Annotated in this window: 19 protein-coding genes; 15 read left to right on the forward strand and 4 right to left on the reverse strand. The window is 74.2% G+C overall.

The annotated features are described in order from the left end of the window. The first annotated feature begins 209 nt into the window (after positions 1-209). From OG875_RS23950 to OG875_RS23965, 4 genes are all read left to right on the forward strand, one after another. Positions 210-1490 carry an NYN domain-containing protein gene (locus OG875_RS23950; RefSeq protein ID WP_330176286.1) on the forward strand — a complete coding sequence of 427 codons (1281 nt, stop codon included), beginning with the start codon at positions 210-212 and terminating at the stop codon, positions 1488-1490. Positions 1491-1644: 154 nt separating this feature from the next. Next, the gene (locus OG875_RS23955) at positions 1645-2619 is read left to right on the forward strand and encodes an ABC transporter ATP-binding protein (RefSeq protein WP_330177883.1); all 975 of its coding nucleotides are present in this window, start codon (positions 1645-1647) and stop codon (positions 2617-2619) included. Between the two features lie 502 nt (positions 2620-3121). Further along, on the forward strand, positions 3122-3973 hold the full coding sequence (locus OG875_RS23960) for an ABC transporter permease (RefSeq protein ID WP_330176287.1): 852 nt from the start codon (positions 3122-3124) through the stop codon (positions 3971-3973). Between the two features lie 34 nt (positions 3974-4007). Then, positions 4008-4679 carry an ABC transporter permease gene (locus OG875_RS23965; protein ID WP_330176288.1) on the forward strand — a complete coding sequence of 224 codons (672 nt, stop codon included), beginning with the start codon at positions 4008-4010 and terminating at the stop codon, positions 4677-4679. 57 nt (positions 4680-4736) lie between these two features. Here OG875_RS23965 and ybaK read toward each other — a convergent pair whose 3' ends face one another. From ybaK to OG875_RS23985, 4 genes are all read right to left on the reverse strand, one after another. After that, on the reverse strand, positions 4737-5237 hold the full coding sequence (ybaK, locus tag OG875_RS23970; protein WP_330176289.1) for a Cys-tRNA(Pro) deacylase: 501 nt from the start codon (positions 5235-5237) through the stop codon (positions 4737-4739). Between the two features lie 66 nt (positions 5238-5303). After that, positions 5304-6044 (reverse strand): LON peptidase substrate-binding domain-containing protein, encoded by a 741-nt coding sequence (locus OG875_RS23975; protein ID WP_330176290.1) that lies wholly within the window; start codon positions 6042-6044, stop codon positions 5304-5306. Between the two features lie 5 nt (positions 6045-6049). Then, positions 6050-7078 (reverse strand): hypothetical protein, encoded by a 1029-nt coding sequence (locus tag OG875_RS23980; RefSeq protein WP_330177884.1) that lies wholly within the window; start codon positions 7076-7078, stop codon positions 6050-6052. Positions 7079-7192: 114 nt separating this feature from the next. After that, positions 7193-8803, reverse strand: coding sequence for an oxidoreductase (locus OG875_RS23985; RefSeq protein ID WP_330176291.1), 1611 nt, complete (start codon positions 8801-8803; stop codon positions 7193-7195). Positions 8804-9103: 300 nt separating this feature from the next. Between OG875_RS23985 and hisD the strand changes: the two genes are divergently transcribed. From hisD to OG875_RS24040, 11 genes are all read left to right on the forward strand, one after another. Then, complete coding sequence (hisD, locus tag OG875_RS23990) at positions 9104-10459, forward strand: histidinol dehydrogenase (protein ID WP_330176292.1); 1356 nt, start codon at positions 9104-9106, stop codon at positions 10457-10459. Beyond that, a complete protein-coding gene (locus OG875_RS23995; RefSeq protein ID WP_330176293.1) occupies positions 10456-11565 on the forward strand; it encodes a histidinol-phosphate transaminase in 1110 nt (369 codons plus the stop codon). Before hisD ends, OG875_RS23995 begins: the two co-directional genes overlap by 4 nt. Then, entirely contained in the window at positions 11562-12155 is a 594-nt protein-coding gene (hisB, locus tag OG875_RS24000) for an imidazoleglycerol-phosphate dehydratase HisB (protein WP_330176294.1), read from the forward strand. Before OG875_RS23995 ends, hisB begins: the two co-directional genes overlap by 4 nt. A gap of 4 nt (positions 12156-12159) precedes the next feature. Beyond that, positions 12160-12327 (forward strand): hypothetical protein, encoded by a 168-nt coding sequence (locus tag OG875_RS24005; protein ID WP_330176295.1) that lies wholly within the window; start codon positions 12160-12162, stop codon positions 12325-12327. Then, positions 12324-12959, forward strand: coding sequence for an imidazole glycerol phosphate synthase subunit HisH (hisH, locus tag OG875_RS24010; protein WP_330176296.1), 636 nt, complete (start codon positions 12324-12326; stop codon positions 12957-12959). Before OG875_RS24005 ends, hisH begins: the two co-directional genes overlap by 4 nt. Continuing rightward, positions 12959-13717: a bifunctional 1-(5-phosphoribosyl)-5-((5-phosphoribosylamino)methylideneamino)imidazole-4-carboxamide isomerase/phosphoribosylanthranilate isomerase PriA gene (priA, locus tag OG875_RS24015; protein ID WP_330176297.1), complete on the forward strand. Its 759-nt coding sequence runs from the start codon at positions 12959-12961 to the stop codon at positions 13715-13717. The genes hisH and priA overlap by 1 nt, the downstream gene beginning before the upstream one ends. Next, complete coding sequence (locus OG875_RS24020) at positions 13714-14151, forward strand: RidA family protein (RefSeq protein ID WP_330176298.1); 438 nt, start codon at positions 13714-13716, stop codon at positions 14149-14151. The genes priA and OG875_RS24020 overlap by 4 nt, the downstream gene beginning before the upstream one ends. Continuing rightward, complete coding sequence (gene hisF / locus OG875_RS24025) at positions 14148-14903, forward strand: imidazole glycerol phosphate synthase subunit HisF (RefSeq protein ID WP_330176299.1); 756 nt, start codon at positions 14148-14150, stop codon at positions 14901-14903. The genes OG875_RS24020 and hisF overlap by 4 nt, the downstream gene beginning before the upstream one ends. A 665-nt stretch (positions 14904-15568) precedes the next feature. Beyond that, positions 15569-16438 carry a bis(hydroxyethyl) terephthalate hydrolase gene (gene bdeA, locus OG875_RS24030; RefSeq protein ID WP_330177885.1) on the forward strand — a complete coding sequence of 290 codons (870 nt, stop codon included), beginning with the start codon at positions 15569-15571 and terminating at the stop codon, positions 16436-16438. Positions 16439-16590: 152 nt separating this feature from the next. Beyond that, positions 16591-19566 (forward strand): helix-turn-helix transcriptional regulator, encoded by a 2976-nt coding sequence (locus OG875_RS24035; protein ID WP_330176300.1) that lies wholly within the window; start codon positions 16591-16593, stop codon positions 19564-19566. A gap of 106 nt (positions 19567-19672) precedes the next feature. Then, a complete protein-coding gene (locus tag OG875_RS24040; protein ID WP_330176301.1) occupies positions 19673-21052 on the forward strand; it encodes a PucR family transcriptional regulator in 1380 nt (459 codons plus the stop codon). Positions 21053-21109: the final 57 nt, after the last annotated feature.

Genomic DNA, 21109 nt, shown 5'->3' on the forward strand with positions numbered 1-21109 from the left:
CAGGGCCGCGACCAGACTCACATATGCCGCTTACTGTCGCATTTTGGATCATTGCTGTGCGTAACTGACCAAAGTCCAGAGTCTCGTAGGGGTGATCGCGGGAGATACGCCACGCCGATGATCCAGTTCCGGCCGTTAAGCAAGTAGCGGTCGGGCAGACTCGATGGAAAGCCGTAGCAACTCCCCGATCGCGACGTTCCCGAAAGAAGGTGGAACACGTGGACCGCTGCGTCGTCCTGGTGGACGCCGGTTATCTGCTGGGCGCCGCCGCGAGTCTCCTCGCCGGAGAGCCGGCCCGCTCACGCATCACCGTCGACCACGCCGCCCTCATCCAGGGGTTGCGCGAGCGCGCCGAGGCCGATACGGAGCAGCCCCTGCTCCGTATCTACTGGTTCGACGGCGCGCCCGACCGCGTCCCGCAGCCCGAACACCGGCGCTTGCGCGTCATGTCACGTGTCACCGTCCGGCTGGGCGCCCTGACCCGCAGCGACGGCCGCTGGGCGCAGAAGGGCGTGGACGCCGCGATGCACGCCGAGCTCACGGAGTTGGCCAGAAATCGCGCCTGCTCGGACGTGGTGCTCGTCACCGGCGACGGCGATCTGCTGCCCGGACTGATGTCCGCCAAGGAACACGGCGTCGCCGTGCACCTCTGGGCGGTGCAGGCGGCCGACGGCGACTACAACCAGTCCGAGGACCTGGTCGCCGAGGCCGACGAACGCCGGGTCCTCGACCGGGCCTGGATCACCAAGGCCGTACGCGCCAAGGAGGCCAAGGACTTCGGCGGGGTCTGCGCCCCGTCGCCCGCGCCCCGGCCCGAGATCGCCGCCATCCTCTCCGCGCCGCTGCCCGAGTCGGCGCTCGCCGCCTCCGCCGAACGGGCGACCGACGCGCAGGCCACGGCCACGCGCAACGGCTCCGCGCCGCCGGCCACCCAGCACCCGCCCGTACACACCCCCGGCACCGCGCATCCGGCGCCCACGGGCGGCAAGGGCGTCCCCACCCCCAAGGACCTGGCGGCCCTGCGCGCCGCCGGCCCGCACACCGCGCAGCCCGTGCCGGGCAACGCGACGCTGCGCTGGTCGTCCGACCGGGGCTGGGTGGAGCGTCCGGGCGGCGGCCCGCTCGGCGAGCCGCCGGAGACCGCGTCGCTGCCGACGCTCGCGCAGCTCACCAGCGCCGAGCAGCGCTGGGCCGACCGCGAGGAGGACATCACGACGGTCGGCGGCGACCCGTTCGAGGTGGGGCAGGTGTTCGCCCGCCGGTGGGTGGAGCGGCTGCCCGACGCCGGGCACGTGGAGAAACTGTCCACGATGTACCCGCGGATTCCGCACCGGATCGACGGTGAGGTGCTGCGGTACGCGGCCCGTTTCGGGCTGCTCGCCCACAAGGACGACCAGATCGACGAGCACGACCGGTACGCGATCCGGGCGGGGTTCTGGCGCGAGATCGACGTACGGGCGGCCGGGGAACGGACCCCCGCGGCCGAGTGACGCCGGGAGCGATGTCCGGGGCCGCGTCCGGCGTGACACCGGGGCCGGTACGGGACCCGGGGCCGTGTCCCCGCAGGGCGGCGGCCCCGACCCCGGGCGGCCCCCGGCGATTTCCGGACGGCCGGACCCCGTAGGCTCGTGCCTCGTGAGAACGGTGTGCGCGGTACGGGAACTGGTCAAGACGTATCCCGCCGCGCGCGGCCGGCGCGGCACCCCCGCGACACCCGAGGTACGCGCCACGGACGGCATCTCCCTGGACGTGCGGGAGGGCGAGATCTTCGGGCTGCTCGGCCCGAACGGCGCGGGCAAGTCCACCCTCGTACGGCAGCTCACCGGGCTCATGCGGCCCGACTCCGGCAGCGTCGACGTCCTCGGCCACGATCTGGTGCGCCACCCCGAACGCGCCTCCCGGCTCATCGGCTATCTCGGCCAGGAGTCCACCGCGCTCGACGAGCTGACCGTGGCACTCGCGGCCGAGACCACGGGGCGGCTGCGCGGGCTCACCCAGGTCGAGGCACGCGCCGAGCGCGACGCGGTGCTCGCCGAACTCGGGCTCACGGAACTCGCCGCCCGCCCGCTGAAGAAGCTCTCCGGCGGGCAGCGGCGCATGGCGTGCTTCGCGGCGACGCTGGTGGGGGACCGGCCGGTGCTCGTCCTGGACGAACCCACCACCGGCATGGACCCGGTCGCCCGGCGTGCCGTGTGGGCGGCGGTGGACCGGCGCCGGGCGGAACGCGGCGTGACGGTGCTGCTCGTCACCCACAACGTCATCGAGGCGGAGACGGTTCTCGACCGGGTCGCCGTGCTGGACCGGGGCAAGGTCATCGCCTGCGACACCCCGTCCGGGCTCAAGGAACAGGTCGCGGGCGACGTACGGCTCGAACTCGTCTGGCGCGAACGTGCCCCGCTCGACGTGCCCGAGGTCGCGGCGCTGCGCGGATCGGCGCAGGAGTCGGGGCGGCGCTGGGTGCTGCGGCTGGCCCCCGACGAGGCGCGGGCGGCGGTCGCGGCGGTGACCGGCGGCGCGGCGTTCGCGGCGCTGGACGACTTCACGCTGGCCACGCCGAGCCTGGAGGACGTGTATCTGGCGCTGGGCGGCGGGCGGCCCGCGGGCCTGGTGAAGTCATGATTTCGTACGGCTCCGAGGGTGGGCCGGGTCGCCACCGGGGGACGCGCGGTGGGTGGAGCGCGGGTGGGCGGGTGTGCGACTGTGCGCCGGCGCGTGGTGGGCGGGCGCGGGGGTGGCGCCTGCGGCGGGCCTGCTCCCCTCCCCGCCCCTTCCCGAAACCGGGGCGCCGCCCCGGACCCCGCTCCTCAAGCGCCGGAGGGGCTGACAGTGCTCGCTCCTCAAGCGCCGGAGGGGCTGACAGTGCTCGCTCCTCAAGCGCCGGAGGGGCTGACAGCGCTTGCTCCTCAAGCGCCGGAGGGGCTGACAGTGCTTACTCCTCAAGCGTCGGAGGGGCTGACAGTGCTCGCTCCTCAAGCGCCGGAGGGGCTGGGAGGGCTCCCGTGCGCAAGGGCCCCGTTCCCACGGGGCGTTCGGGGGCCCGGAGCCGTATGGCACGCTGGGGGCGGTCGGCGGCGTGCGTGTGGCGTGGTCGGTCGTACGCAGCGAACAGGAGCAGCGCCAGGTGAGCATCGTGCCCGCGGAAGCCGTCGCCGGGAAGACCGGGGAGAGCCGGACCGTACCGGAGCCCCGTGCCGTGACCGACGGGGACGACGGGTGGCCGGCCGCGCTGGCGCCCCGGGCGCGGCTGTTGCCCTCGCTGGCCGCCGTGTACCGCGCGCAGCTCTCACGGGCCCGGGTCGCCCGGATCCCGCTGCTCTTCGTCGCGACCTTCCAGTCCGTCGGGATCATGATCCTGATGCGGGGGGTCGTCGACGGCGGTGCCGAGGCGCGGGCCGTGGTGGCCGGGTCCAGTGTGCTCGTCGTGGCCTTCGTCGCGCTCAACCTGCTCGCCCAGTACTTCGGCCAGCTCCGCGCGACCGGCGGGCTCGACCACTACGCGACGCTGCCGGTGCCGCCCGCCGCCGTGGTGCTGGGCGCGGCCGGCGCGTACGCCTCCTTCACCGTGCCCGGCACGGCCGTGACCGCCGTGACCGGCAGCCTCCTCTTCGATCTGCCGCTCACCCATCTCTGGGTGCTCGTGGCCGTCATCCCGCTCTCCGGTGCCGCGCTCGCCGGTCTCGGCGCGGCGCTCGGGCTGCTCGCGCCCCGGCAGGAGCTGGCCACGCTGCTCGGACAGCTCGGCATGTCCGCCGCGCTGCTGCTGGGCGTGCTGCCCGCCGAGCGGCTGCCCGGACCGATCGCGTACGCCCGTGATCTGCTGCCGTCCACCTACGGTGTGGAGGCCCTGGCCCGCAGCTTCGACCGGCATCCCGACTGGCCGGCGGTCGTGCTCGATCTGGCGGTCTGCGCGGGTGTCGGTGTCGCGTCCCTGGCCGTGGCGACCTGGGCGTACCGGCGTGCGGCGGTCCGATGAGGCACCGCCGGGCCATGCCTGGCACCATGGCGGGGTGACCGCACCCCTGACGCCGCCCCACCAGCCGCCGAACGACGATCCCTGGCAGAAACCGCAGGAAGCGGGAGCCACGGCGCACGGCGCCGGGACGGTGGCGGAGACCGACACGAGGACCGAGCTGAGGCAGGCCGCCGTCGTGGCGCTCGTCGTGGCGCTCTCCGGTGTCCTGCTCGGTCTGCTCTGGTTCTGGCTCGCGCCCCGGGTGCCGCTGATCGCCGGTGAGTCGGCCGTCTTCCTGAAGGACACGGAGGGCGAGGAGGCCATCGGCGCGGACGGCACGTTCGTGCTGCTGGCCCTCGGATTCGGCGTGGTCAGCGCCGCGCTGGTCTTCTGGTTCCGCAGGCGCGGCGGTATCCCGCTGGTCGTGGGTCTGGCACTGGGCGGGCTGCTCGCCTCCGGGCTGGGCTGGCTGGTCGGCTGGGGGCTTGGCCCGGACGACGTGGTCGCGCAGGCGCGCGCGGTGGGGGAGGGCGCGACGTTCGACGCGCCCCTGGAGCTGAACGCGCGGGGCGCGCTGCTGGCGTGGCCGGTGGCGGCGATGATCGTGCATCTCGGGCTGACGGCGCTGTTCGGACCGCGTGATCCGGAGCCGGAGTGGGTCCCGTTCGGCCCGCCGTATCCTCCCGCCGCCGGACCCGGGGACGGTCCGACCGGGGGCGGGAGCTGACAGCCCCGCCGGACCCGAGGACGGGCCCGGAGCGGGCGCCGACGGCCCCGCCGGGCGTCAGGCGCGGGCGATCGGGGCCAGCGTCGCCGAGGTCAGGGCCACCAGGTCCGACGGCGACAGCTCCACCTCCAGGCCCCGGCGGCCCGCCGAGACACAGACCGTCGGGTGTTCCCGGGCCGAGGAGTCGACCACCGTACGCAGCGGCTTGCGCTGGCCCAGCGGCGAGATCCCGCCGCGTACGTAGCCCGTGGTGCGCTCCGCGGCGGCCGGGTCCGCCATCGCCGCCCGTTTGCCGCCCACCGCCGTGGCGAGGGCCTTCAGGTCCAGCGAGCCGGAGACCGGGACGACCGCCACGGTCAGGTCGCCGTCGACGTCGGCGACCAGTGTCTTGAACACCCGGTCCGCCGACACCCCGAGCGCCCGCGCGGCCTCCTCGCCGTACGAGGGCGTCGCCGGGTCGTGCTCGTACGCGTGCAGCGTGAACTCCGCCCGCGCCGCCGTCAGCGCGACCGTCGCCGGGGTGCCTCCCGCGGCCTTCTTCGCCTGCTTCTTCGCCAAGGGACCTGTTCCTCGTGTGGGCCGACGCGCGGGCCGCCGGGCCGACGTCGCCGAGCCGGCGGGACGTCAGTTCGGGCTGGTGGGCTTCAGGGTGAGATCGACGGCCGGCAGCGACGGCAGATGCCGGATCACCGCCGTCTCGGACCGCAGGAGCCGCAGCTCTTCCCGCAGCCGGGTCACGGTGTCCGGCGCGGCGAGCAGCCGCTGCTTCGCCGGGGTGTCCAGCACGGCCGCCGCCGCCACCAGGTACGAGACGACGGACGGCTCGTGCGGCAGGTCGTCACCGGTCGACAGCGACCGCTCCCGTGCCCCCGCCAGCCGTTTCTGATAGCTCCGGAAGGCCCGCAGCACACCCTCGGCGAGCGCCCCCGCACCCTCTCCGGCGTCCTCCTCCAGGTCCTCGACCCCGGCGGTCAGATAGGGCCCGCCCGGGTCGACGGAGAGCAGCCGGACACGGGTGGTGCCGGTGGCCAGCACCTCGAAGCTGCCGTCCGGGCGTTCCCGGATGCTGGTCGCGTCGGCGACACAGCCCACCTCGTGGAAGGACTTCATCGGCTCGGCGCCGAAACCCTCGGCGGGGCGGCGTTCGGGCACGGAGGTGGGGTCGGGCATGCCGGAGGCGGTCGGCGCGCTCTCGTGCCCGTCCCGGATGGCGACCACGACGAAACGCCGGGGTTCCGACTCGTCGGTCTTGAGCAGCTCGCGCATCATGGCGCGATACCGCTCCTCGAAGACGTTCAGGGGCATCACGAGGCCCGGGAACAGCACCGCGTTCAGCGGGAACAGGGGGAGATGTGCGGTGGTCACAACGGTCAAGCGTAATGGCCGCGCGGACGCCGTCGGTCGGTCCTGTTCCACAACGGCATGCCGGAGGCCACCTGGAGGCGTACTCCGTCGCGTGTCTCCAGGAAGCGGCCCAGCGGATCGTCGGTCAGCGACGTCCACGGGAAGGACGTCGCGTACGGGCCGATCAGCCGGAACTGCTCCAGTGCCTCGTCCCACCGCTGCCGCGCGACCAGCACGTACGCCAGCAGATTCCGCACCTCGGCCGGCCACGGGTCACCCACCGCGTACACCGACGAGAGGTCGATCGCCTCGTCGCAGGCCGCGTCGACCCGGCCGGCCGTCACGGGGGCGGGATCGCCGCCCGTGAGCCGGCTGAACGCGGCGCGCATCGGCAGCGCCTTGACGAGCGACCCCGGCAGCGCGTCGGCGGCGGCCTGCTCGGCGAAGTCGAAACACTCCTCGTGCGACCCGTGCCACTGGGCGGAGAGGTACTGGAGCGCCGCGACATGGCATCCGTAGTGGTGCGAGGAGCGGCGCACCGCCTCGCCCCACAGCGACTCGAAGGCGTCGTGGCCCGCGTGCGTGCCGCGCGCGTGGTCCAGGGCGATCCGCCACGGCACCGGGTCGCGCGGGTCGCCCCCGGCCGCCGCGCCGACCAGCGGGCCCGCCTCGCGCAGCAGCTCGGCACGGGCCGGGGACTCCCAGGCCCGGCGCACCGTGAGCTCCGCCTTGACGACCAGCGCGTCCGGGTCGCCCGGGGCGGCGGCGAGCCAGCGGCCCAGCCAGGCGTCCCGGTGGTGGGCGAAGGCGGCCAGCCGCATCACATAGCGGTCGCGGTTCTCCCACTCGGCCGCGTCGCGCGTGGCCGCCAGCAGTTTCGCCGCGTGCTCGTACTCACCGAGGGCGGCGGAGACCAGCGCCGGGGCGAGCCGGTCGTCGGGGGCGTCGAGCAGTACCGCGTCGTCCGGCGGAAGCCCGTCGGCGAGCCTCGGGGTGTGCCGGAGCATGCGCGCGGTGCTCACCAGGGCGCGAATCAATGACATGGTGCGGACCATTGAAAACCGCAGGTCGCAGGCGCGCCAGAGGGCGGGTGTGAAGCTTTCGTGGTAGGTGAAAGGTTGTCTCCCCACAGGTCAAGGGGAAGCAAAGAAAGCGGACGGCGCGCTGTGTCAGCCGCGACGCAGGAGACGTGAGGCACCCGCTGCGACAGTTGTGGCGAGGATCCAGCCGATCATGACCATCCCGGCCGCCAGCCACTGCCAGCCGCCCTCCGTCCGCCAGTGCCCGTCCTGACCCAGATTGATCACCGGCACCAGCAGATCCAGCACATACAGCGCCGGATTCCACGCCGGGTGCTCGGCGCCCTTCAGCGGCTCCGGCGCGTGCCGGGCGAAGGCGAACGTGCCCGCCGCCCACAGCATCGCCATCCACAGCGCGGCCCGGCCCGGCCGGTAGCCGTACGCCACCGTCCAGTCCTGGAGATAGCCCCACACCTTCGCCGCCATCGGCAGCGTCTCGCGCCGCCTGCGCTGCTTGGCCAGCAGCACCTCGCGCGCGTCGGCGTCCTCGCCGCTGTTGCGCATCACCTGCGCGAGACGCTCGTACGGCTCCGGCGAATACTCCGGCGTCGCCGCGTCCAGCCACTCCAGCCGCCGGGTCAGCGGGAAATGACCGGACGGCACCACGTTCTCGTACGTGAAGCCGCCCATGGCCAGACCACCGGGGCCCGGCCAGCTCGTGGACAGGTCCATCAACGTGGTGATCTTCGCCCCGTTCAGCACCACCCGGCCCTCCAGCGGGCGCTCGCACTGGAAACGCAGCTCCGTCGCCGTGATCCGGCGCAGCGACAGCTCCTCACCGGCCGCCATCAGGAAACGCGCCTGAAGGAGATCGACCGTGTCGCCGAACCGGCCGTCGTCCAGCCGCACACCGCCGTAGCACTCGAAGTGCCGGATCTCGGTGCCCGGCGGCAGCGTCGCGTGCGCGCCGGTGTAGACCGTGCCGTACGGCGGGGTGGAGTTGGCGTGGCCCGTCGCACTGCTCACCACCGCCGCCGTCAGATACAGCGAGCGCTCCACCGTCAGCTGCGGCGCGTTGAGCGCGCGGCGCTCGCCCGCCGCGCGCAGCCGGCTGCCGCGCAGCATCAGCGAACCCCCGACCTTCGCGCCGCGCAGACTGAACTCGCCGTACGTCTCGATCTGTTCGGCCTGGAGATCCTGGCCCACCGACATCCCGTCGGCGGCTATCGCCCGGCTGTTGCTGTCCGGCCGCACCGATATCTGGCTGATCAGCAGGTCCGTACCGATCTGGGCGTCGGTCAGCCGGATCCCGCGCGCGATCCGGCAGCGCGGCAGATGCAGATCACCCTCCGTGCGCAGCCGGGCCCCCTCCAGACGCGGGATCACGCACCCCACCATCCGCAGCGTGGTGAAGTGGCACTCCGGCAGCACCACCTCCCGCTCGAACCGGCAGTACGTCAGCTCCACGTACGGCTCGACATTGCCGCCCGCCAGATCCAGCGACCCACTGATCTGGGCCCCGCGCAGCTTCAGCGCGGACACCCGGCCCGGCCGCGCGGCGGGGCCGCTGAGCAGCAGCAGGGCGATCACCCGGGCGCGCACCGTGCGGTGCTCGCCCCAAGGACCGGCCGCCGCCGGGTCGTTGAGGAGCGGACTCGGCACGCTCAGGTCGTAGGTGCTGCCGTTCCGGAACGCCTGCCACATGCCGAGTTCTGTGGCCGAGAGCCATTCCGGAGCCTCGTCGTCGTGCGGCTCGGACACTGCCGCGCCTCTCTTCCCCGTGTGCCGTGCTGCGCCGCGCGCCGTACCCCGATGGTCCGTACCGCGGGCTCTGTCGCCGTGCCTGGTGCCGTGCCTGTCGTCGTGCGCCGTGCCGTGTGACTCCCGAGCAGCCGTCGCCGTGCGGGGCTGCTGGTGTGGAGTCGTATCACTGTCCTTCCCTCTGCGTGACCAAATGAACGCCGATCGTCAACTTTAGTAGCCGTGAGTGACATTCAGGGCTCATATCAGCCAGTGATACGGGCGACCGGCGGCCAGATCGATTCTGCGAGAATTGACCGCGTGATCTCACGAATCGATCTGCGCGGCGACGCCCTCCCCGAGGGCGGCGCACTGCGCGGCCTGCTGCCCCGTGCCGAGTTCGACGTGGAAGCCGCCCTGGCCAAGGTGCGGCCCATCTGCGAGGACGTGCGCCATCGTGGCACAGCGGCCCTGATCGAGTACGCGCGCACGTTCGACGGCGTGACCCTGGAACGCGTACGGGTCCCCGCCGAAGCCCTCACGGAGGCCCTGGCGGCGCTGGACCCCGCCGTCCGCGCCGCGCTGGAGGAGTCCGTACGGCGGGCGCGTACCGTCCACCGCGCCCAGCGCCGCGCCGAGCACACCACCCAGGTCGTGCCCGGCGGCACGGTCACCGAGAAGTGGGTGCCCGTCGGCCGGGTCGGGCTGTACGCGCCCGGCGGCCGCTCCGTCTACCCCTCGTCCGTGGTCATGAACGTCGTCCCGGCGCAGGAGGCGGGCGTCGCGTCGATCGCGCTGGCCTCGCCTCCCCAGAAGGAGTTCGGCGGACTGCCCCACCCCACGATCCTCGCCGCCTGCGCGCTCCTCGGCGTCGACGAGGTGTACGCGGTCGGCGGCGCCCAGGCCGTCGCGATGTTCGCGTACGGCACCACCGGCCCCGACGGCTGCCCGCCCGCCGACATGGTCACCGGCCCCGGCAACATCTGGGTCGCCGCCGCCAAGCGCTACTTCGCGGGCCGTATCGGCATCGACACCGAGGCCGGCCCCACCGAGATCGCCGTCCTCGCCGACGCCACCGCCGACCCCGCGCACGTGGCCGCCGACCTGATCAGCCAGGCCGAGCACGACCCGCTCGCCGCCGCCGTCCTGGTCACCGACTCCGTCGAACTCGCCGACGCGGTCGAGAAGGAACTGGTGCCGCAGACCGCCGCCACCAAGCACGTCGAGGAGCGCATCGCGCCCGCCCTGGCCGGCAAACAGTCCGCGATCGTGCTGGTCGACGGCGTCGAGGAGGGGCTGCGCGTGGTGGACGCGTACGGCGCCGAGCACCTGGAGGTGCAGACCGCCGACGCCGCCGCCGTCGCCGCCCGGGTCCGCAACGCGGGCGCGATCTTCGTCGGGCCCTACGCCCCCGTCTCGCTCGGCGACTACTGCGCCGGCTCCAACCACGTCCTGCCCACCGGCGGTTGCGCCTGCCACTCCTCCGGACTGTCCGTCCAGTCCTTCCTGCGCGGCATCCACATCGTGGACTACACCCGGGACGCGCTCGCCGACGTCGCCCACCACGTCGTCACCCTCGCCGAGGCCGAGGACCTGCCCGCGCACGGCGCCGCCGTCAAGGCCCGTTTCGGCTGGAAAGTGCCCGGCGCGCGGCCCACCCCCGGGGAGGGCGCGTGACCGGCATCGACGAGCTCCCCGTACGCGACGAACTGCGCGGCAAGTCCCCCTACGGGGCGCCCCAGCTGGACGTCCCCGTCCAGCTCAACACCAACGAGAACCCGTACCCGCTGCCCGAACCACTGGTCGAGCGCATCACCGAACGGGTCCGCGAGGCCGCCCGCGGCCTGAACCGCTACCCCGACCGGGACGCCGTCGAACTGCGCACCGAACTCGCCGCCTATCTGCGCCGCACCGCCGGCGACCTGCCGCTCACCGCCTCCCACGTATGGGCGGCCAACGGCTCCAACGAGGTCATCCAGCAACTGCTCCAGACCTTCGGCGGCCCCGGCCGCACCGCGATCGGCTTCGAACCCTCGTACTCGATGCACCACCTCATCGCACGCGGCACCGGCACCGGCTGGATCTCCGGCCCCCGCCACGAGGACTTCACCATCGACGTCGCCGCCGCCGAGGCGGCCCTCGCCGCACACCGCCCGCACGTCGTCTTCGTCACCACCCCCAACAACCCCACCGGCAGCGCCGTCGACGCCGCGACCGTCCTGCGGCTGTACGACGCGGCACAGGCCGCCCGGCCGTCGCTGGTCGTCGTGGACGAGGCGTACGTCGAGTTCAGCCACCACCCCTCGCTGCTGCCGCTCCTCGCCGGCCGCCCCCACCTGGTGATCTCCCGCACCATGTCCAAGGCGTTCGGCGCCGCCGGGCTGCGCCTCGGCTACCTCGCCGCCGACCCGGCCGTGGTCGACGCGGTCCAGCTGGTGCGCCTGCCGTACCACCTGTCCGCCGTCACCCAGGCCACCGCGCTCGCCGCCCTGGAGCACACCGATACCCTGCTCGGATACGTCGAGCAGCTCAAGGGCGAGCGGGACCGGCTGGTCACCGAACTGCGGGCGATGGGCTTCGACGTCACCGAGTCGGACGCCAACTTCGTCCAGTTCGGCCGCTTCGACGACGCCGGGCGGGCCTGGCGGGCCCTCCTCGACCAGGGCGTGCTGGTACGCGACAACGGCGTCCCCGGCCGGCTGCGGGTCACGGCGGGCACCCCGTCCGAGAACGACGCGTTCCTCGACGCGGCACGAACATTGACGAAGGAGCAGAGCGCATGAGCCGGATCGGCCGCGTGGAACGAACCACCAAGGAGACCTCGGTCGTCGTCGAACTCGACCTCGACGGCACGGGCAGGGTCGAGGTGTCGACAGGCGTCGGCTTCTACGACCACATGCTCGACCAGCTCGGCAGGCACGGCCTGTTCGACCTGACCGTCAAGACCGAGGGCGACCTGCACATCGACTCGCACCACACCATCGAGGACACCGCCCTCGCCCTCGGCGCCGCCTTCAAGCAGGCCCTCGGCGACAAGGTCGGCATCTACCGCTTCGGCAACTGCACCGTCCCGCTGGACGAATCGCTCGCCCAGGTCACCGTCGATCTCTCCGGCCGCCCGTACCTGGTGCACACCGAGCCGGAGTCCATGGCGCCGATGATCGGCTCCTACGACACGACGATGACCCGGCACATCCTGGAGTCGTTCGTCGCGCAGGCGCAGATCGCGCTGCACGTCCACGTGCCGTACGGGCGCAACGCCCACCACATCGTGGAGTGCCAGTTCAAGGCCCTGGCCCGCGCCCTGCGGTACGCGAGCGAGCGCGACCCGCGCGCGGTCGGCATCCTCCCGTCCACGAAGGGCGCGCTGTAATTCCATGACCGGTCTCAACACCATCCTCATCGTCCTCGGCCTGTTCCTGGCCGGCGGCGTCTACTCGTTCTGGAAACAGAAGCAGCCCACGGGCGTCGTCGTCCTGCTCGGGATCTGTTCCGCACTCTGCCTGCTCGCCGGCATCCTCCGTATCCAGGGACTCTGGGAATGACCAAGAACGTCGTCGTCCTCGACTACGGCTTCGGCAACGTCCGTTCGGCCGAACGCGCCGTCGCGCGCGCCGGGGCGCAGGTCGAGATCACCCGTGATTTCGACAAGGCCATGAACGCCGACGGGCTGATCGTGCCCGGCGTCGGCGCGTTCTCCGCCTGCATGGCGGGGCTCCGCGCGGCACGCGGCGACTGGATCGTCGGCCGCCGGCTGGCCGGCGGGCGTCCCGTCCTCGGCATCTGCGTCGGCATGCAGATCCTCTTCGAGCGCGGCATCGAGCACGGCGTGGAGACCGAAGGACTCGACGAGTGGCCCGGCACCGTCGGCCCGCTCACCGCGCCGACCGTCCCCCACATGGGCTGGAACACCGTCCAGGCCCCGGCGGACAGCCGGCTCTTCGCCGGACTCGACGCCGACGAGCGCTACTACTTCGTGCACTCGTACGCCGTCCACGAGTGGTCCCTCGAAGTCACCAACCCCAAGATCCGCGCCCCGAAGGTCACCTGGTCCCGGCACGGCGAGCCGTTCGTGGCCGCCGTGGAGAACGGTGCACTGTGGGCCACGCAGTTCCACCCCGAGAAGTCCGGCGACGCCGGAGCCCAGCTGCTGTCCAACTGGATCGGAACCTTCTGATGCCCGGCACCACCCCTCCCTCCGTGCCCTCCGTACGGAGGCTCGAACTCCTGCCCGCCGTCGACGTGCGCGACGGCCAGGCCGTACGGCTCGTCCACGGCGAGTCGGGCTCGGAGACCTCGTACGGCTCACCGCTGGAAGCCGCGCTCTCCTGGCAGCGCGCGGGCGCCGAGTGGCTGCACCTCGTGGACCTCGACGCGGCGTTCGGCACCGGCGACAACCGGGACCTCGTCGCGGCGATCACCGGCGCCATGGACATCAAGGTCGAACTGTCCGGCGGCATCCGCGACGACGCCACCCTCACCGCCGCGCTCGCCACCGGCTGCACCCGTGTCAACCTCGGTACGGCGGCGCTGGAAACCCCCGAATGGGCGGCCCGCGCCATCGCCGAACACGGCGACCGGATCGCGATCGGCCTCGACGTACGCGGCACGACGCTGCGCGGTCGCGGCTGGACCAGCGACGGCGGCGACCTGTGGGAGACCCTGGCGCGCCTCGACGCCGAGGGCTGCGCGCGGTACGTCGTCACCGACATCGCCAAGGACGGCACCCTCCAGGGGCCCAACCTGGACCTGCTCAAGCGCGTGTGCGCGGCCACCGACCGGCCGGTCGTCGCCTCCGGCGGTGTCTCCTCGCTCGCGGACCTGCGCGCGATCGCCGGCCTGGTGCCCGACGGGGTCGAGGGCGCGATCGTCGGAAAGGCCCTCTACGCGAAGGCGTTCACCCTCGAAGAGGCGCTCGTGGAGGTGACCCGATGAGCGACCGGCCGGAGCCCGGCGGCGCGCCCGCCGACGGAGTACGCCGGATCTCCTCCGGCGGCCCCTGGGAGGACACCTACGGCTACTCGCGCGCCGTCGCACTCCCCGGCGGACTCGTCCTCGTCTCCGGCTGCACCTCGGTCGTGGAGGGACGGATCAGCGGCGGAAGCCCGTACGAACAGGCCGTCATCGCCTTCGGCGTCGGCGTCCGGGCGCTGGAGGAGCTGGGCCTCGGCGCGGAGCACGTCGTCCGCACCCGGATGTACGTGACGCACGCCCGCGACGCCGACGACGTCGGGCGCGCCCACAAGGAAGCCTTCGGCACCGTGCGGCCCGCCGCCACCATGGTCGTCGTCGCCGGACTGATCGACCCGGACCTGCTGGTCGAGGTCGAACTCGAAGCGTTCCGCGCGCCGTCGGGAGGCCCCGCATGAGTCTCGCCGTCCGAGTCATCCCCTGCCTGGACGTGGACAACGGCCGCGTCGTCAAAGGCGTCAACTTCCAGAACCTGCGCGACGCCGGTGACCCCGTCGAGATGGCCAGGCTGTACGACGCCGAGGGCGCCGACGAACTGACCTTCCTCGACATCACCGCCTCCTCGGGCGACCGCGAGACCACGTACGACGTGGTGCGCCGCACCGCCGAGCAGGTCTTCATCCCGCTCACCGTCGGCGGCGGCGTCCGCACCCCCGAGGACGTCGACAAACTGCTGCGGGCGGGCGCCGACAAGGTCGGCGTCAACACGGCGGCCATCGCGCGCCCCGACCTGATCCGGGAGATCGCCGAGCGCTTCGGCCGCCAGGTGCTCGTCCTGTCGGTCGACGCGCGGCGCACACCGGACGGCACGTTCGAGGTCACCACGCACGGCGGGCGCCGGGGCACCGGCATCGACGCCGTCGAATGGGCGCACCGCGCGGCCGAGTTGGGCGCGGGGGAGATCCTGCTCAACTCGATGGACGCGGACGGCACGAAGGACGGCTACGACACCGAGATGATCCGGGCCGTACGGGAACACGTCACCGTGCCGGTCATCGCCTCGGGCGGCGCGGGCGGACTCGCGCACTTCCCGCCGGCCGTCGAGGCGGGCGCGGACGCCGTACTGGCCGCGTCCGTCTTCCACTTCGGCGACCTGCGGATCCCCCAGGTCAAGAAGGCGCTGCGGGACGCGGGGCACGCGGTGCGCTGAGCACGGGCCCGTTCTGTACGGCGGCGGGCGCGGTCCTGGGGCGACCTGGACGACGATCCGTACGACCTGTTCGGGACCGGGTCCGGAACAGGTCGCGGTGGGGGCAGCGATCCCGCACGGCGTACCGGTCCCGGGTCGTGTCCGACTGCGAGCGGGCACGCGGTGCGCTGAGCACGGGCGCGGCGGCTGCCGGGCCGGGGGCACTGCGACGGTTCCGGGTCCGGTCCTGGGGCGACCTGTATGACCGTTTCGCGTGACGCCCGGCACGCGCGCTCGTTGTGTGGTCGGAGTCGGCCACGTACGGCCGGACCCTCCACCCCGCCGATCGTCCGTGACGGGCGCGCTCCGCCCCTGTGGGCGGGCGGCAACGCTTTCGCCACCCGCCCGGCCGCCCGGCGTCGGTTTCCGGCCCCGTACCGGACACTGGCGAACTCGCCGATGCGCGAAGGGAGTCGACGGCGGGATGGTGGCTTTCGTCAGCCAGTACGGCGGTCGCCGTCCGGCGGGACCCGTGGCCCCGGACGACGGGCCCGGTCCCCGCTCGGGGCGCCGCCCCCACCGAGAGGACCCCCCTCGTGCGCCCACTCTCCACCGGCGACAGCACCGCGAGCCGCGACCGCGCCCTTCCCCGCCTCCGGGCCCGTTCACGCGTCCGGAGCGTCGCCCTGATCGCCGGAGCCGCGACCGCCGCCCTGTTCGGCGGGCTCGTCCCCGGCGCCCAGGCGGCCCCCGCCGCCCCCGGGGCGGTCGCCGCCAACCCGTACGAGCGCGGCCCCGCCCCGACCAACTCCAGCATCGAGGCGTCACGCGGCACGTACGCCGTCTCGCAGACCAGCGTCTCCTCGCTCAGCGTCACCGGCTTCGGCGGCGGCACCATCTACTACCCGACGTCCACGGCCGACGGCACCTTCGGCGCGGTCGCGGTCTCCCCGGGCTTCACCGCCACCCAGTCCAGCATCTCGTGGCTCGGCCCCAGACTCGCCTCGCAGGGCTTCGTCGTCTTCACCATCGACACCAACACCACCCTCGACCAGCCCGCCAGCCGGGGCACTCAACTCCTCGCCGCGCTGGACTACTTGACGCAGCGCAGCAGCGTCCGTACCCGCATCGACACGTCCCGGCTCGGTGTCATGGGCCACTCGATGGGCGGCGGCGGCTCACTGGAGGCCGCCAAGAGCCGTACGTCGCTGAAGGCCGCGATCCCGCTGACCGGCTGGAACACCGACAAGAGCTGGCCCGAACTGCGCACGCCCACCCTGGTCATCGGCGCCGACGGTGACACGGTCGCCCCCGTCTCCTCGCACTCCGAGCCGTTCTACGAGTCGCTGCCCGGCTCGCTCGACAAGGCGTACCTGGAGCTCAACGGCGCCACCCACTTCACGCCCAACTCGTCGAACACCACCATCGGCAAGTACAGCCTCTCGTGGCTGAAGCGCTTCATCGACAACGACACCCGCTACGACCAGTTCCTGTGCCCGCTGCCCCGGCCCAGCCTCACCATCGAGGAATACCGGGGGAGTTGCCCCCTCGGCTGACCCCGGCCCGGTCCGTCCCCCGGCCCCCGCACTGTGCCCGCGCACAGCGCGGGGGCCGGTCCGCTGGAACGCCGCCCAGCACCGCCCGGCCGGGGCGGTGGCCGTGGACGGGAGGCTTCCGGGGTTGTTTACGCAGAAGTAACGTGCCGGACGTGACCCCTACGACGACCGTTCGCAGTCCGCTCCGGCTGTACGGCCGCGCCGGTGAACTCGCCCTCCTGGAAGCGCCGGTGGCCCGGCTGCGGGCCGGCCGGGGCGGCACCCTCGTACTGACCGGGGCGCCGGGGCTCGGCCGTACCGCGCTCCTGCGCCACATCATCGACGGCTACGCCCACGAGGGCCACGTCCCCGGCCATGCCCAGGACCGCGACGACCGTCCCGCCCTCGGCAGCCACGCTTTCGACGGCCTGGTCCACGACGGCCTGGTCCACGACGGCCTGGTCCACGACGGGCGTGCCCGGCACCGGTACCCCCGCGACGACCGGCCCGCCGCCCCCGTCCTGCTCCACGCCACCGCCGCCCCCGCCGAACGCCTGCTCCCCTACAGCGGGTTGCACACCCTCCTCTGCTCGGCCCCGGACCCGCTGCCCCTTCCCACGGGCACCCCGCGACCCGACACCGCCGCCATCGCGCTGCTCGACCTCCTCACCACCCTCGGCGCCCAACGCCCCCTGCTGATCTGCGTGGACGACGCCCACGCGTGGGACGCCGCGTCACGCGCCGCGCTCGCCTTCGCCCTGCGCCGGCTGGCCCCCGCCCGCCGCGTCACCGCTCTGCTCACCACCGCCGAACAGCACCCCGGTGAACGGGACTTCACCGGCCTGCCCACCCTGCGCCTCGGCCCCCTCGACCACTCCGCCTCCCGCGCGCTCCTCGACCGGCTGACCGGCGGCCGGGCCGACCCCGGCGTACGGGAGGAACTCCTGCGCGAGGCCACCGGCAACCCCCGGCTGCTCACCGCGCTCGCCGGCCGGCTCACCGAGGACCAACTCGCCGGCCGGGGCCGCCTGCCCCAGCCCCTGCCCGGCGGCGAGAGCCTCCTCGACTCCTACGCCGCCCACCTCGACGGACTCCCCGACGACACCCGCCTCCTGCTGCTGTTCGCGGCGGCGGCCGAGGAACACGAACCCGAGGGCACCGGCGCGGACACCGCCGTCCTGCTGCGCGCCGGGGCGCTCGCCGGGATCGACCCCGGACGGCTGGCCCCGGCCGAGACCCTCGGGGCCGTACGGGTCGACGGCGACCGCGTCCACTTCACCCAGCCGCTGCTGCGCCGCGCCGTAATGCGCCGCGCGCCGCTCGCCCGGCGCCGCGCCGTACACCGGCTGCTGGCCACCGTGCTCGACGGGCCGCACCGGACCCTGCCGCGACTGGTCCAGCGCGCCTGCGCGGCCGGCGGCCACGACCCGGCGCTCGCCGAGGCCCTGGAGAGCGCGGCGGCGCCGCCCCGGCCGCACGCCGACCGGGCCGCCGCCCTCGCCCGCGCCGCCGCGCTCTCCACCGACGAGGCGCTGCGCGGCGAACGGTTCGCCGCCGCCGCCGAGCACGCCTGGCTCGCGGGGGACCCCGGCCGCGCCCGCGCCCTGCTGACCCGGGTGCGCACCGAACCCGCGCCGGGCCGCGCCCACTACGTACGCGGACTGATCGCCCTGCGCGACGGACCGGCCGCCGACGCGGCGGAGGCCCTGCTCACCGCCGCCGGGCTGCTCGCGCCGCACGACGGGGCGCGCGCCGTCGGCGCCCTGCTCGGCGCGGCGGAGGCCGCCTGGGTCACCGGCGACGTACCCGGCTACCTCCGCGCCATGAACCGGATCACGCCGCCCCGCCCCGACACCGGTGGTGAGCGGGACGCGCCGGCGCTCGACCGCTTCCGCGCGGGCATGTGCGCCGTGCTCGCCGGGCGTACGGCAGACGGGCGCGCCCTGTTGCGCGCCTGCCTCGACACCGACGACCGCTCCGACGACCGCGAGGGCGACCACTCCGCAAGCCGCTCCGACGACCGGACCGACGACCGGACCGGCGACCGCGCCGGCGATCCCGCCGCCCTGCTGCGGTCGGGCATCGCCGCCCTCGTCCTCGGCGAGGTCGAGGCCGCCTGCCGGGCCGGCGCGCGGGCGCTCGCCGCCGTACGCGCGCACGGCCCCGAGGCGCTGCTGCCCCGGGTGCTGGAGCACCTGGCCTACGGGGAACTGCGGGCCGGCCGCCACGCGCGGGCCCGCGCCCACGCGTACGAGGGGCTGCGCGCCGCCGACCGGCTTGGCCAGCGCAACGCCGCCGCCGCGCTGCACGCGGTACTCGCCCTGGCCGCCTCCGTGGAGGGCGACGCCGCCGCCTGCGCCGAACACGCGGCGGCCACGGCGGCCGACGCCGGAGCGCACGGGCTCTGGCAGGCCGACACCCTCGCCACCTGGGCCGTGGGCCGCGCGGACCTGGCCGCGGGACGGCACACCCGGGCCGCCGCCCGGCTCGCCCCGCTGGTCCTCGACGGCCCCCTGTCCGGGCACTTCGCCGCCCGGATGCTCGCCGTGCCGTGCTTCGTCGAAGCGGCCGTCCTGGCGGGCCGGGGCGACGAGGCGCGCGGCGCGGTCGAGGAGTTCACGGCGTGGACGGCCTGGACCGCCGACCCGCAGGCACCGGCCCAACTCGCCCGCTGCCGCGCGCTGTTGGCCCCGCCGGGCGAGGCCGCCGCCCGCTACGAGGAGGCACTCGCCCATCACGCCCGTGCGAGCGGCGACTTCGAACGCGCCCGGACGCAACTGCTGTACGGCCAGTGGCTGCGGCGTCGGCGCCGGACCCGCGAGGCCCGGGACCCGCTGCGGGACGCGCTCGTCGCGTTCGAGCGGTGCGGCGCCCGCGCCTGGGCCGAACGCGCGGGCGGTGAACTCCGGGCGGCGGGCGAGTCGGTGGCCGGCGCGGGGCCGGTGGACCTGCTCACCGCCCAGCAGCGGCGCGTCGCCCGGTGCGTGGCGGAGGGCGCGACCAACCGGGAGGTGGCGGTACGGCTCTCGGTCAGCCCGCGCACGGTCGACCACCATCTGCGCAACGTCTTCGCCCTGCTGGGGGTCAGGTCCCGGACGGAACTGGCGCGATTGCTGGACCGTGACGAGGAGAATGCGGCAAACCCCTAGGTACCGACCGGGCGGTATGCCATTCTGCGGACGTCAGGAAGATCCGGCGCGGGCCCGGCCGCACTCCGCCGCGCCGGAGCGAACCGACTCCCCGGTGGAGGCCGCCATGCCGCATGTCATCCGCTCGCGGGTCCGGGCGCTGCACGCGTCCCCCGTCACGTACGCCACGCCGTCCGCCGGGACCTCTCCCGGCACACCGTCCGCCTCCCCGGTCCACTCCGCCGACCGGGCCCCCGCCGGGCCCCGCCGCGCCCGCTCCCTGGTGGACGCCGAGGCCGTCGCCGTCCTGCACCGCGCCGCCCAGGCACTCATGGACGACCTCGCGGGGCTGACCCACCGGCTGGTGGCCGTACTGCGCGAGGAGGAACCGGCGTACCGGGCCGCGATCGACGCCGACGCCGCCGAGATCTGGCAGGAGGTCAACCGCTCGCTGCGGCTGAGCGTCGGCTCCCTGATCCGGCCCCGCGAGTCCCGCGAGGCCGCCTGCCGGCTGTCGTGGCGCATCGGCGAGTGCCGGGCCGAACAGGGCCTGCCGCTCGACGCGTTGCTGCACGCCTTCCGGCTCGGCGGGGCCATGGTGTGGCAGGGCCTGGTGGACGAGACCACCCGGCGCCAGCCCGAGGACATCCGGCTGCTCGTCCATGTCGCCGCCGACGTCTGGAGCTTCGTGGACGAGCACTGCGGGCTGGTCGCCGACGCGTACCGGGAGACGGAACGGCGGCTCGCCTGGCGCCGCGAGAACCAGCAGCGGCTGGCGGTCGCCGCGCTCCTCGACGGCACCGCGCGCATCGCGGACATCCCCGACTCCGCCGCGATGCTGGGGCTGCCGGAGATCGGGCGTTACGTGGTGGTGACGGCGTCCGGCGCGGGCGTCGGCGGGACGGCGGGCGCGGTGGGGCTGCCGCCGTGGACGCGGGCGCTGCGGCACGTCACACGGGACGGCGAGCACATCGTGGTCCTGCTGGCGAGCGGCCCGCCGGAGGAGCCGGTCCCCGACGAGGACACGTGCCGCGCGGACCGTGAACTCGCCCTGCTCGCGGACGAGCTGACGGTCCCTCCGGGCGTGCGCGTCGGGATCGGCTCGGCCGTCACGGGCCTCGCCGCCCTCGGTGAGGCCCGCGGGCTCGCCGAGACCGCGCTGCGCGCCTGCCCCCGCGACGGCGGCGTCGTCCTGCTGGACGAGCACCTGCCGGCCGCGCTGGTGGTCTCCTCCTCCCGCCTGGGCGCCGCCCTGGCCGACCGGGTCCTCGGCGCGCTGGACCGGCTCGACCCGGCCGACCGCGATCTGCTGATCGACACACTCCGGACCTGGCTGGACGCGGACGGCTCCGCCCAGCGCGCCGGAACCCGCCTCTACTGCCACCGCAACACGGTCCTCAACCGCCTCCGCCGCTTCGAACAACTGACCGGCCGCTCCCTGGCCCGCCCGTCCGACGTGGTCGAAATCTCCCTGGCCCTGGCGGCCCGCCGCCTCCTGGACCTCTGACGGCCCGGGGGCGGGCACGGGTCCACGGAGCAGACGCCCGGGGCCGGGCCGGGCTCG

It is taken from the genome of Streptomyces sp. NBC_01498 (assembly GCF_036327775.1).
In the GTDB taxonomy this organism is placed as follows: Bacteria; Actinomycetota; Actinomycetes; order Streptomycetales; family Streptomycetaceae; genus Streptomyces.